This is a genomic window from Vibrio sp. 2-Bac 85 (assembly GCF_037546705.1).
Lineage (GTDB): Bacteria > Pseudomonadota > Gammaproteobacteria > Enterobacterales > Psychromonadaceae > Psychromonas.
Genome location: NZ_JALAAB010000007.1, coordinates 1 through 12,914, shown reverse-complemented (window position 1 = coordinate 12,914; position 12,914 = coordinate 1). Strand labels below are relative to the sequence as shown.

10 protein-coding genes and 2 pseudogenes are annotated in these 12,914 nt (G+C 34.9%); 10 read left to right on the top strand and 2 right to left on the bottom strand.

Annotated elements, in window-relative coordinates:
- Positions 1 to 262: 262 nt before the first annotated feature.
- Positions 263 to 1,672, bottom strand: a complete 1,410-nt coding sequence (locus MT390_RS09260) for an MFS transporter (protein WP_499440780.1) — start codon at positions 1,670 to 1,672, stop codon at positions 263 to 265.
- 333 nt (positions 1,673 to 2,005) lie between these two features.
- Between MT390_RS09260 and uhpA the strand changes: the two genes are divergently transcribed.
- From uhpA to tnpA (MT390_RS09230), 6 genes and pseudogenes are all read left to right on the top strand, one after another.
- Positions 2,006 to 2,611, top strand: a complete 606-nt coding sequence (gene uhpA, locus MT390_RS09255) for a response regulator transcription factor UhpA (RefSeq protein ID WP_499440778.1) — start codon at positions 2,006 to 2,008, stop codon at positions 2,609 to 2,611.
- Positions 2,611 to 4,125, top strand: a complete 1,515-nt coding sequence (uhpB, locus tag MT390_RS09250) for a signal transduction histidine-protein kinase/phosphatase UhpB (RefSeq protein WP_499440776.1) — start codon at positions 2,611 to 2,613, stop codon at positions 4,123 to 4,125. Before uhpA ends, uhpB begins: the two co-directional genes overlap by 1 nt.
- A gap of 53 nt (positions 4,126 to 4,178) precedes the next feature.
- Positions 4,179 to 5,519: an MFS transporter family glucose-6-phosphate receptor UhpC gene (uhpC, locus tag MT390_RS09245; RefSeq protein ID WP_499440775.1), complete on the top strand. Its 1,341-nt coding sequence runs from the start codon at positions 4,179 to 4,181 to the stop codon at positions 5,517 to 5,519.
- Positions 5,520 to 6,178: 659 nt separating this feature from the next.
- Positions 6,179 to 6,590: pseudogene (tnpA, locus tag MT390_RS09240) on the top strand (IS200/IS605 family transposase).
- Positions 6,591 to 6,923: 333 nt separating this feature from the next.
- Entirely contained in the window at positions 6,924 to 7,538 is a 615-nt protein-coding gene (locus MT390_RS09235; RefSeq protein WP_499440773.1) for an HAD family hydrolase, read from the top strand.
- Positions 7,539 to 7,594: 56 nt separating this feature from the next.
- Positions 7,595 to 8,023: pseudogene (gene tnpA, locus MT390_RS09230) on the top strand (IS200/IS605 family transposase).
- A 191-nt stretch (positions 8,024 to 8,214) separates the two neighbouring features.
- On the opposite strand, the gene MT390_RS09225 reads toward tnpA (MT390_RS09230), so the two are convergent.
- Positions 8,215 to 8,742: a DUF4136 domain-containing protein gene (locus tag MT390_RS09225; protein WP_166372368.1), complete on the bottom strand. Its 528-nt coding sequence runs from the start codon at positions 8,740 to 8,742 to the stop codon at positions 8,215 to 8,217.
- A gap of 371 nt (positions 8,743 to 9,113) precedes the next feature.
- On the opposite strand from MT390_RS09225, the gene MT390_RS09220 reads away from it, so the two are divergent.
- The 4 genes from MT390_RS09220 to MT390_RS09205 all read left to right on the top strand — a co-directional run bounded on the left by MT390_RS09220 (position 9,114) and on the right by MT390_RS09205 (position 12,583).
- Positions 9,114 to 9,431 (top strand): hypothetical protein, encoded by a 318-nt coding sequence (locus tag MT390_RS09220; RefSeq protein WP_166372369.1) that lies wholly within the window; start codon positions 9,114 to 9,116, stop codon positions 9,429 to 9,431.
- 108 nt (positions 9,432 to 9,539) lie between these two features.
- Positions 9,540 to 10,457, top strand: coding sequence for a manganese-dependent inorganic pyrophosphatase (locus MT390_RS09215; protein ID WP_166372370.1), 918 nt, complete (start codon positions 9,540 to 9,542; stop codon positions 10,455 to 10,457).
- 157 nt (positions 10,458 to 10,614) lie between these two features.
- Positions 10,615 to 11,955: a UDP-N-acetylmuramate:L-alanyl-gamma-D-glutamyl-meso-diaminopimelate ligase gene (mpl, locus tag MT390_RS09210; protein WP_499440771.1), complete on the top strand. Its 1,341-nt coding sequence runs from the start codon at positions 10,615 to 10,617 to the stop codon at positions 11,953 to 11,955.
- Positions 11,956 to 11,974: 19 nt separating this feature from the next.
- Positions 11,975 to 12,583: a flavin prenyltransferase UbiX gene (locus MT390_RS09205; RefSeq protein ID WP_499440940.1), complete on the top strand. Its 609-nt coding sequence runs from the start codon at positions 11,975 to 11,977 to the stop codon at positions 12,581 to 12,583.
- Positions 12,584 to 12,914 lie beyond the last annotated feature (331 nt).

The window sequence follows — 12,914 nt, the reverse complement described above, 5'->3', positions numbered from 1 at the left end:
TAATGTAGTTTGATTACATTGTTCATCTAAGGTCGGTTGTATTTAGGTCTTTAAAAAATAAAAATGTCGAAATAATAGATGATACTTACGAGCGAAATTGATTGTCACATTCTGAACTGTTTTAATACGTAGTGTACAAGTTAAATTACAGTTCATAAAAAATCCGATATTAATTACTAAGTATCGGATTTCAGAACTTTTTAAGGCACTCGTCAGACTGTTATTATTAAATAACAATATAGTTTAGCATTCCATAAACATCTTAGGTACGAAGAGTTTGAACAATATCGTTTTCTAATAAGTTGTTGTTTTTACGACTTTGTAGATAGAAATACAGCATTGCCAGGAGCATTGATGCAACTGAAGCCCCTACCCAAAATGTAATTGCTGTAGAAAAGTCATATACGGTTTTTTCAGAACCATCAATGATCATAACAGATGAAGTGATCAATGACCCACTCAACCACTCTTGGCAACCCGCACCAATGTAACTAAAAATACCAATGACACCCATAGCTGCCCCAGCTGCTTTTTTACCTGCAATATCTACTGCAATTAAACCGCCTAATAGAACTAATAAACCACCAGTTGCAAAACCAAATAAACCCATACCTAGCTTATCAGCCCAAAAATAGTTATCTGGGCTATAGAAAACCAAACACATACCGATTGTTTGAAGCAAACCATAGAAAATAGTTACCGGTCCACGTTTAGAATTGAATAAAGTATCAGATATCCAACCAGAGCTAATAGACCCAAATATACCAACTCCAGCATATATCGACATTACACCACTAGCACCTAACAATTCATAACCTTTTTGTTCTTGCAAAAATAGTATTGCCCAGCTATTGATCGCATAACGGCTAACATACATTAACGCACTACTTATACCAACTAGCCATACTAGCGGGTTTTTCAGTACAGCCAGTTGTTGTTGACCTGTAGTTTTTGAATTTGAGGGAGCTTCAATTTTCTCTTCAGTAGGTTCGTTTATATCTGAATCAACTGGTGGAAGACCATATGTTTTAGGTTTATCAGAAAGCATAAAATATAAAAATAAAGAACCGACAGCCGCAGCCGCAGCTGCCCCGACAAATCCCCAACGCCACCCGAAAGCACCAACAAGAAGAGCTGTACATACAAAGCTCAAACCTTCGCCAATATTATGACTTATACTAAACCAGCCATATATAGTTCCCATTCGCTTCTTAGGAACCCAATTAGTCAGAGAAGCTATCGCGGGTGCAGCCCCCATAGATTGAAACCAACCATTCGCCCCCCATAGCACAACAAACAACCAAAATGCAGAAGTAAAGCCAAGAGCTAAATTTATCAAAGCCGATATAAGTAGACCAAAGGCCATGAAGCGCTTTACATTTGCACGGTCAGCCAAAAAGCCATTAGTAAACTTACCAAATGCGTATGCAAAGAACAGAGCAGAACCAATTATCCCTAGCTCTGTAGTCGTTAAAAACCCTTCATCTAGCATTGGCTTTTTAACAACAGACATACTTAATCGAGCTACGTAAAACAAACCGTAACCAATTGTTGTTCCAAATATAGCCATCCACATATGGCGTGAATGTTCTTTCCGTATTTTCTCTTTGTTGGTTACTTTATTCTTACTAGCCGAACCAGCTTTAAAAAAGTTTATAATGTTCTTAATCATGGTTGTTAACCTATTTGTTTAGACTTAAGAAATAATTTATTCCTTGTCATTAATAGACATGGAATACCAAGTAAAACCTATTAAAATTTACAGAAATAGGTTTTTTTAGATGTTTACCAAGGTGTTAAATAAACAAGTAATGTTGAAATAAGACTTTAAATCTAAATTAAAATTATCAATTAGGAGGATTTCCTAGTTTTTCAGGCAATTTTTCTTTGTGTGATGCATAGCCTGTTTTTTTTGAAATAACGCTTTATAAGTGAATTCACCTTGAGGAGCTTAATTTTTAAGAGTATGTTTCTTGGCTAATTATTTAATATTAGAAGATCAATTATGATTAAACTCGCCCTTATTGACGATCATGTAATTGTGCGCTCAGGATTTGCACAGTTACTTTCTATGGAAAAAGATATTGAAGTCGTAGGTGAATATGGTTCTGCCGATGAAGCGAGTGATGGACTAGAAACTAACAATGCTCAGATCTGTATTTTGGATATATCTATGCCAGATAAAAATGGATTGGAATTGCTTTCTGAAATATCAAATAAGATAGATTGTATTATGCTAAGTGTTCATGAGTCAGTGACAATGGTCGAAAAAGCTTTCGGACTTGGCGCAAAAGGATTTCTTAGCAAACGCTGTAGTCCTAATGAAATGCTTCTTGCGGTGAGAACAGTAGCAAAAGGTCGTCAATATTTACCCCCTGAATTAGCTATCAAATTTGCCAATAGATCCCGAATTGATTGTTTTAAACAGCTAACAAAAAGAGAGCATCAAGTTGGGGAGTTGCTAGCCCAAGGTCTAGATATCAAGAACATAGCAATAAAATTAGGGTTAAGTCCCAAAACTGTGCATATTCATCGAGCCAACGCAATGGATAAGTTGAATGTGGAAAATAATGTAAAACTTGCTAAATACTTTGATTTAGAGTGGATCTAATGAGTGGGTATATAACTACTTTGGTTTATACTTGGCTTCTTATTTTGTGCTGCCTGTTTTGTCTTTGGGTATTATCTAATCACTTTGTAGAACTCTCTGAATTTGCAGTTCTACTCTTTCCATTTGGTTTTAGAATTGGTGTTATTTTACACTGTCCCAAAAAATATTGGGTTTCTATTTACGGAGCTGAACTAGCCTTAATTGCAGGGCTCATTGTTTTGTTTAACAGCTCAGAATGGGGGTTCCTGATAGGAGCAAGTCTTATTAGTATTCCTATTCTTAATGTCGCGCATAATCACTACAATGGTAGTCAATGGAAACGCCTACGCATTATAGGTTTGGTTATTCTTGTATTATCTATGACCAATACTATTTGTTATGCGTTATATTACGATGACTTATGGAGTGCTTTTTTGTGTAGTATTACAGGAGGTATAATGCTTGCTCCTAGTTGCTATTTGATATGGAGTTATTTATTTCAAAACTCATGGAATCAATTGACTGCTGACTTTATAAATGAACAGTTCGACTTGCGAAATCGTCATCTTTTTCTCTATTTGTTGCTCTTTGTTGTGAACGTCTTTGCTCAAGCAGGATTACCAGAAGAGTTGCGTAGATTTGCACCATTTTGTTTGGCAATCCCGATAGTGTTATTAGCATATCGTTATGGTTGGCAAGGTGCGCTATTAGCAACTTCATTTAACAGTATTGCGCTAATGGTGACACAAACAAATGCCGGACATTCTATGGATGATTTACTTTTATCCTTATCTGCTCAAACCCTTACTGGGATTTTATTAGGGGTAGGGGTACAGCGTCAAAGGGATCTAAATACTCAATTAATGCAAGAGCTTGATAGAAATAAAAGCATAGCAAAACAATTAGTAAAAGCTGAAGAGGATGTACGCCGTGATATAGCAAGAGAGCTTCACGATGAAATCGGTCAAAATATTACAGCAATAAGAACTCAAGCTAACATTCTTCAACGTATTGATAATATAGTAAAAAAGCATAATCACGCACAAACGATAGAGCAACTATCACTTAATATTTATGATACTACTCGAGGGCTACTAAATCGTTTGAGGCCTAAAGTATTAGACGAACTTGGTCTTGAAGGTGCCATTCGCCAGTTAATCACGGAGCTTGAATTTAGCTCTCAAAAAATCGAGACATTTATACATTATGATATAGCAGAGCATTATTTAAATGATACGCTCAGTGCCACTTTATTTCGTATTTGCCAGGAGTCATTAAATAACATAATAAAATATGCTCAAGCATCAGAGGTAACGATTTCATTATTTAAAAAAACTATGGATAAGGAATCTAAATATTATTTAATTATTGCTGATAATGGTATTGGTTTAAAAGAAACAGATAAAAACCATGGTTTTGGATTAGTTGGTATTCAAGAAAGAGTTCAGGCCTTAGGTGGAGATTTTAGTATTACCTCGCATGAAATTGAACAGAAATACGGCACAAGATTAACCGTAATACTGCCATCTTTTTAACTATTATCTACTTTTACTTTTATTGATATGATTTGGGAAGTTAACATAAACTGATGATTAGTATTTTAAAAACAAACTCAGATATTCCTCTGATTGAGAGTAAATCTAAAATAGATTCATTGTATCAACACTGGCGACTTCATATGTTATTTAACCTATATGTTGGATATGCGGGTTTCTATTTTACGCGTAAGAGTTTTAACTATGTCATGCCTGCATTAATCACCGATTTTGGTTTGGATAAAGCTGATATTGGATTTATAGGCACACTCTTCTACGTTACATATGGACTTTCTAAGTTCTTCTCTGGTTTCATCTCAGATAACTCTAACCCAAGATATTTTATGGGGATAGGGCTCATTGTAGCGGGTATTATTAATATACTTTGCGGATTTTCAAGTTCTATTTCCATGTTTGCTGCATTATGGATATTAAATGCCGTGTTTCAAGGGTGCGGATGGTCTTCTTGCTCTAAATTATTGACTACATGGTACTCGCGATCAGAAAGGGGAGTTTGGTGGTCAATATGGAATACAGCACATAACGTTGGAACCGTATTTTTAGCGATATTAATAGGTTATTTGACATTGCATTATGGCTGGCGCGAAGGAATGATTATACCTGGTATTTGTGGTGTATTGATTGGCATATTTCTATGTTGGCGTTTACGAGATAAGCCAACCACAATGGGTTTACCTACAGTAGGAAAGTGGCGAAATGACAAATTGGAACTTGCTCATGAAGCCCTTGGACAAGAACTAAGTTATCGAGAAATAGTTAGAGAATACGTTTTTTCCAATAAATATATTTGGTTATTAGCTTTTAGTTACACACTTGTTTACATTGTTAGAATTGCAATCAATGACTGGGGGAACCTGTACTTAACAGAACAATATGGTTACGACTTGATCACAGCAAATTCCGTGTTAGTAATGTCTGAGGTGGGAGGTTTTGCTGGCGTTCTTGTCGCAGGAAGAGGAGCCGATTTGTTATTTAATGGTAATCGAATTCTAATTACTTTACTTTTTTCTATTGGTATATTTTTCTCCGTAACTGCACTTTGGCTAATGCCTACAAGCATATATATCCTGCAGGCAGGGTGTTTTTTTACTATCGGATTTTTTGTTTGTGGTCCGATCATGCTTATTTGTATGGCGGCTGCCGAATGTTCTCATAAAAATGCGCCAGGTGCTTCTACAGGATTTATAGGTCTGTTTGCTTATATTGGAGCTGCTATAGCAGGCTATCCACTAGCACTTGTTATCGAAAATTATCAATGGGACGGTTTTTTCATAGTCATTGCAATAGCCTCTGCCGCAATTGGCTTAGTATTGCTACCATTTTTAAAAGCACAACTGTCGGCAGATACCTTAGATATTAATGAATGTAAGTAGTAATACTAAAGGAATAAATGATGTTTTATATGTCGAACAGGAAAAATTGTCGCTAATAATATCTGAGTTTCAGAGGAATAATTACTCTCACTGCAAAACTCACAACACAGTTAAGTGAGGTTTTAACAATCTAGATTGTTCACCTTTTTAGTGTTATGTAATAGCTATTGCATCCGATCCCTTGATCGGTTTACCTCATATTATGAAGTTTTTTAAATAGAAAAACTTTTTGTTTGATTTATTCTTTTTCATATAAAGGCTTGGTGACTTTATTTAAATCAGGATTTCCGAACCAATCATTTCCTTGTTACTATCAATGCTTAACTTTATGTATTACAGCATTAGCTGATAAATATATGTTATGAATTATAAAGGGCTAATAGTTAATTTTTCACATGTTTTAGTTATGACTAAAGATAGCTAATCATTTACTAAGCCAGCAAATGCAGCCCATCCCTTTTGATCAATATCATCAGTAATTTTAGTCATAACTTTGCTTATTAGTCTACACCGCTTAATAAACATCAAATAACATAAAATCCAGAACCATCTATTTCAAGTTATTAGCTTAAATTTATTAGTCACCTAAAAGGTTAAAATCATCGGCTCTAGTCGGTCAGCTTTAGCTATAATCTCCTTATTAGTGTTAGGAGGTTGTTATGGATTATAGATACGGCAGCCATACAGTTTTTAAAATTCAATATCACTTTGTTTTTGAGACTAAATATAGATGTTAAGTATTACAATGTGATGTTGGTTTAAAAGTAAAAGAATTAGTTCGGCAACATGCCTTTTAAATTGAGATTTTAAAAGGCATTGTGAGTAAGGAGTATGTTCATCTATTAGTTTCAGCGCCACCAAATATGGTACCCAGTGAAATAATTAGGAGAATTAAAGGGCGTTCATCCGCGAATTTCAAAGTTTCCCTGATCTTAAAAGAGATATTTGGGGGGCCATTTCTGGGCTAGGGGAAATTTCTGTGTGACATCAGGAGATGTTACCGAAGAAATGATTAAAGAATATCTAGAGCACCACTTTGAAATTAAAGGTGACGAAAATTCCGAACTTTAGTAGGTGGTTATTGAATTGTTGTAATGCTTTAAATTTCAATGTGTTATGGGGCTCTAAATAATTGCAATCTCAATATTCACAAAATATTATTTGACTTTTTGATGTTGAATAAATAACCAAGCAAAATATACTTTAAAATTCAGCAGTTCAAGGTGAAATTGCTTTATTAAAAATTTTTTAGTGGATATGACATAAAAAGTTAGATACAACAAAATTTTCCTGCAAAACTAGGAAATTGTCCTAAGTGATAAATAGGATGTAGATTTATACTCTTTTAAATAGATAATAATTTTTATGATGCTGATACATCAAAATTAGAAGGAGTTTTTAACAATGATAAAAAATATAATATTTGATCTCGGAAGAGTATTGATTAACTTCGAGCCAGAGACTTATTTAAAAGAACTTGGAATAGATAAGAAAACTAGAGAAATTTATTTATTTGATATATTTAAGGGAGAGGAGTGGCTAGATCTAGACAGAGGAATAATAACTGAAGAGCAGGCTATAAATAAAATAGTTGCCAAAGGAAGAATAAAAAAAGAGGAAGTAAGGGATATTTTGGATGCCAGAGTAGTTTTTTTTACAGAGCTTAGTCACAATACCCCTCTGGTAAAACAACTCAAGGATAATGGCTATAAGTTATACATACTTTCTAATTTTGCAAAAAAACCATTTGAAGCGATCTTTGAAAAATACAATTTTTTTAAACACTTTGATGGAAAAGTAGTTTCATATGAAGATGGATTAAATGTTATAAAACCTGACTCAAATATATACGATACTCTCTTAAACAGATATGATCTTCTTCCTGAAGAAACTGCTTTCATCGATGATACCCTTGTGAATATAGAAAAAGCCGAAGAGTATGGAATTACTGGTATCCATCTTCCTGACCACACGGAACTTAAGCGAAAACTCATTGAAAAAAGTTTATTAGTTACCTAAAAGGTTAAAGCCATCGACTTTAGCTATAATCTCTCTATTAGTGTTAGGAGGTAGTTCTGGATTATAGATACGGCAGCTATACAGTTTTTAAAATTCAATATCAGTTTGTTTTTGTTACTAAATTTAGATACCAAGTATTACAAGGTGATGTTGGTTTGAAAGTAAGAGAATTAGTTCGGCAAACATGTAATGCCTTTGAAATTGAGATTTTAAAAGGAGTTGTGAGTAAGGATCATGTTCATCTTTTAGTTTAAGCACCACCGAATATGGCACCCAGTGAAATAATGAGAAGAATTAAAGGGCGTTCATCTGCTAAATTATTTGAAAGTTTCCCAGATCTTAAAAAGAGATATTGATGTCGTCATTTCTGGGCCAGAGGATATTTCTGTGTAACATCAGGAGATGTTACCGAAGAAATGATTAAAGAATGTCTAGAACACCACTTTGAAGTTAAAGGTGACGATAACTTTAGAACGGAAGGTTAATTCAACGGGTCTTTGACCCGTATCCGGACTTTAGTCCGTAAAACTAAACCACCTACTTTAGTAGGTGGTTGTTGAGTTTATGTTTTTGAAAAGAGAACCCAACAAATTTGGTTGGACAGTATTGTTGTTACAGTAACTCCAAACACTGCACAAAAAAGCTATTAGATTATTTTAATTACCCTGAACTAAGATTATTTAGTTTGTGGTGGGTAATCGCTGAGCATTAGGGTAATTTCTTTAACAATAAAATCATTTCGTTGCTGTGCTGACATTGTCTCAGTCAATTTATTTTGAGAAATAGACTGCCATATTATCGATTTGCTAGCAGGGTTTATAAACTCAAGTACTAGTTTATTATAGTGGTTTTCATTGTAACTAGAGGGGGTACTCATACCAATGCCCGCTCGACCGAGGCCAATCCCAAAACCGAAAGTACCACCATTAGATTCGATCTCTGTAGTCATTTCTAGCCGATAGTTTATTTGTAAGTCAGCACTTTGTGTTTCTGTCTGGCTAAGCCCTTTTACTTTCAGTTGGGCTGCGGTTTCATTTTCTATTCGTTTGCTATCAATGCTTGATACACTCTTCTCAGGTGAAGTAACAAAAGTAAATGTTTTATATTGAGAGAAGTCATGGCTTAGAGCATAGTCAGACACTGGAGTCGCCGTACAGGCAAATAGAAAGGAACATAATAAAAGTGGGGTAATAAAACGCAGCATATAAAACTCCTATTAAAAAATGTAATTAATAATAAACCATAATAGTGTTGTTAAGTGTTGTAATGCTATTAATTTGTGAAATGGATTATCAGTCTACTCAATTTCATTACCTGAGCCAATGTTGTTAATTGTAGTGAAAAATATATTTGAGACGTTTTTTGCTGATAATATAGGTTATAACATATCTTGGATTAAGATCATAAGGAACACCTCATTAACAACCTACTACTATAGTACTAGAGGGTTCCATGAGTGCTGCTTTGCATATGGGCAGTGTCTAATTACGGATATTTTTAATCATGGGAACGGTGTATAATTACTCCATGATATTTTTATTTTGTAGGTTTTTATCTAAATATAAGCTAATAGCGATGATGATTTTATCATCCTTTAGCCTTAATATTTTTGCAGGTGAAGTCTCTATTACTCAAAGTAATACATTAATTAACAACCAAGTGTTTGAACAAAAACAAATAAGAGCATTAGAATATAAACAACGAGAAGAGCAACGGGTATTAGATAATTTTCAGTGGATATACTCTCTTCCAAGCGTTTGTCTTTTGTATCAAAAACAATATTTAATTTATCGGTGTGGCAAAATACTGTTTTATAGAGGGTATGAGTTTAATGGCTTTATTAAATATAGGCTGCTAACTAAAAACGAAACCTTGAAATTAAAGCCATACTAAATCAAGATAACAATTTATGCTTAAAATTATCAGTAGAATCAGGTATTCTGCTGATAATTGAAATGACCAACCCCAATTAACTTATTTAATAACATAGTGGATATACCGATGATTGTATTAGGACACCAAAACCCAGATTGTGATAGCTTATGTAGTGCTATCGGCCTTGCAAGTTTATTTAATAAAATGGGCAAATCAGCAACCCCGGCTTTACAAGGTGAGCCCAATCCTGAAGCATTATTCTTATTACAGCAATCAGGTTTACCACAACCTGAAATACGTACTGAAGTAGCGGGCGAAGAGATCTTTATAGTTGATTATTCAGATTGGGGCCAAGGTACTGCTGATATGAAAAAAGCAACGATCTTAGGGATTGTTGATCATCATAAATTAGGCGACATTACCACATCGACACCTTTAGAATGTTGGATTTGGCCTGTCGGTTGTAGTGCTACAATTGTTTACAATATGTATAAATTTAATAACCAAGTACCTGATGCACCAGTTGCCAAAATGATGATGGGCGCAATTATTTCTGATACGGTAAACTTTCAAGGTCCTACTTGTACTGATATGGATGTTGTTGCTGCTAAAGAACTCGCTGAAATTGCTGGTGTAAGTGATATTCAAGCATTTGCTGAAGCACAATTCGAAGCTAAATCAGATATTACTGCTGAGTCTGCTGCTGATCTTATTCTTCGTGACCAAAAGGTATTTGAAATGGCCGGTGAGAAGTTAGCCATTGGTCAATTAGAGTTAACTTCATTAGAAACAGCATTTTCTAAAAAAGGTGAAATGTTGATAGAAATGGGGCAATTACAAGCAGATAAAGGTTACCATTCAACGATTGTGTTACTAACTGATATCAATAAGCTAGATACAACTGCTTTAATCATCTCTAAAGATGCAGAAAAAGTAGCAAAAGCTTTAAACAGCACAGTGGTCGATCATATGTTTGAATTACCAGGTGTTGTTAGTCGTAAAAAACAAATTATTCCTTTCTTACAAGCTGCATTTGAAGGTTAAGTATATAGCTTAAACTTTATTAAAAAGAATGCTGAAAGGCGAGTCTCATAATGAGTCTCGCCTTTTTTATTGCCAATTTTTAATTTTCTTACAATCACTTAAGTTTAATATTTGATAACATCCCTTATATTATTCCTATTTCCAATATTGAGGTTTCATGCATATTCATATTCTTGGTATCTGCGGCACGTTCATGGGCGGTGTTGCGATCCTTGCTAAATCCTTAGGTTATAAAGTCACTGGTTCAGATAAAAATGTTTATCCACCAATGAGCACGCAGTTAGAAGAGCAAGGGATTGAACTTATTCAAGGCTTTGACCCAAGCCAATTAGACTGTAAACCTGATCTTGTGGTGATTGGTAATGCAATGAGCCGTGGAAACCCTTGCGTAGAAGCGGTATTAGATAAACAAATACCTTATATTTCAGGCCCGCAATGGTTGTTAGAACATGTTTTGAAAGACCGTTGGGTATTAGCAGTTGCAGGCACGCATGGAAAAACATCAACTTCTAGTATGCTCGCTTGGATTTTAGAGTATGCCAACATGCAGCCGGGTTTTCTAATTGGTGGTGTGCCAGAGAATTTTGGTTTATCTGCTCGTTTAGGTGAAACACCATTTTTTGTTATTGAAGCTGATGAATATGATAGTGCATTTTTTGATAAACGTTCTAAGTTTGTGCATTACCATCCAAGAACATTAGTTTTAAATAATCTTGAATTTGACCACGCCGATATATTTGATGATTTGAATGCAATCAAAAAACAATTCCATCACCTCATGAGAACAGTGCCTAGTAGTGGGCGTGTATTTATTCCCAATAAAGATGAAGCGTTAATGTCTGTTAAACATATGGGATGTTGGAGTGAGGTAGAATATTTAGGTGAAAATTGGTCTGCGCAAAAAGTCAAAGAAGACGGTACTCAGTTTGAAGTAAACCTAAACGGAGATAAACAAGGTCAAGTGAATTGGAATTTAATGGGCGACCATAATGTTGATAACGCATTAGCTGCGATTGCTGCTGCTAGACATGTTGGCGTGACGCCTGAGATCTCTATTCAAGCATTGGGCGAATTTAAAAGTATTAAACGTCGCATGGAAATTAAAGGCAAAATTAACAATATTACAGTATATGACGATTTCGCCCATCATCCTACCGCAGTAAAAACAACCTTAGCAGGTCTTCGTGCGAAAGTGGGCAACGAAAGAATTATTGCAGTGTTAGAGCCACGTTCAAATACGATGAAATTAGGTATACATAAAGAAGCATTAGTTAACTCATTAGCTTTAGCGGATAGTGTTTATTGTTTTGAAGATAAAAGTATTCAGTGGTCTATGAAAGAGTTGTTTGCAGAACAAGGTAAAGCAGTAAATATTGAAACTGATATAGATAACTTAGTGGATCAATTAGTTAAGCACGCTAAACCTAGCGATCATATATTGATCATGAGTAATGGTGGATTTGCGAATATTCACCAAAAATTATTAGACAAATTATAGGATGAACATATAGATGACTATGCAATATAACGATACCGTTACTTTAGGTGTAACGGGGGCTTCTGGCAGTGGTTATTTTTTACGTTTATTACAGTCAATGGTAAATGCAAACGTGAAAGTATATTTAATTTTATCTGAAGCGGCACAAATAGTATTAAAAACCGAAGTCGATGAAGACTGGCCGGTCGATATTGTAGCGTTGAATGAATTTTTGAGCACTCGCTTTAATAGTAAACAAGGACAAATTACGGCATTAACGTCAAAAGACTGGTTTTCTCCTGTCGCATCAGGATCGTCAGCGCCTAAAAAAATGGTTGTTTGCCCTTGTAGTTGCGGAACACTTGCTTCAATTTCACAAGGTTTATCAAATAACTTAATGGAACGTGCAGCCGATGTTGTATTTAAAGAGAGAGGGCAGTTAATTGTAATGCCAAGAGAAACGCCTTTTTCCACCTTACATTTGAAAAATATGCTCACTCTTTCTGAACTAGGAGCCACTGTTATGCCTTTAGCTCCTGGTTTTTATCATCAACCAACAACTATTGAAGAGTTACAAGATTTCATGGTGGCGAGAGTAATGGACCATTTAAAAATTGATCACCAAGCAAGTAAGCGCTGGTGTGAGTAAATAATAAGCAAAAAGGTATGCGTTTGTTTGTTATTTAAACGAATTTTTTTAAATACTAAAAATAATGATTTATTTGCAATAAAACGCTTGCTTACCTTTTCAAGATCCCTATAATGCGCATCCACAGACACGGGACGGAACGCAAGTTACCCAGCGAGTTTGAGAATAGTTTTTAACGTATTAACGCTTCGTGGTTCGCTTCGGAATTAAGTTAAATTAAAACGTTGACAATGTTCGAAAGGCACGTAATATACGCCGCCTAGCCGCAAGGCACGCTCTTTAACAATTTAATCAAACAATCTGTGTGAGCACTTGTTGTTGATGTGATTTC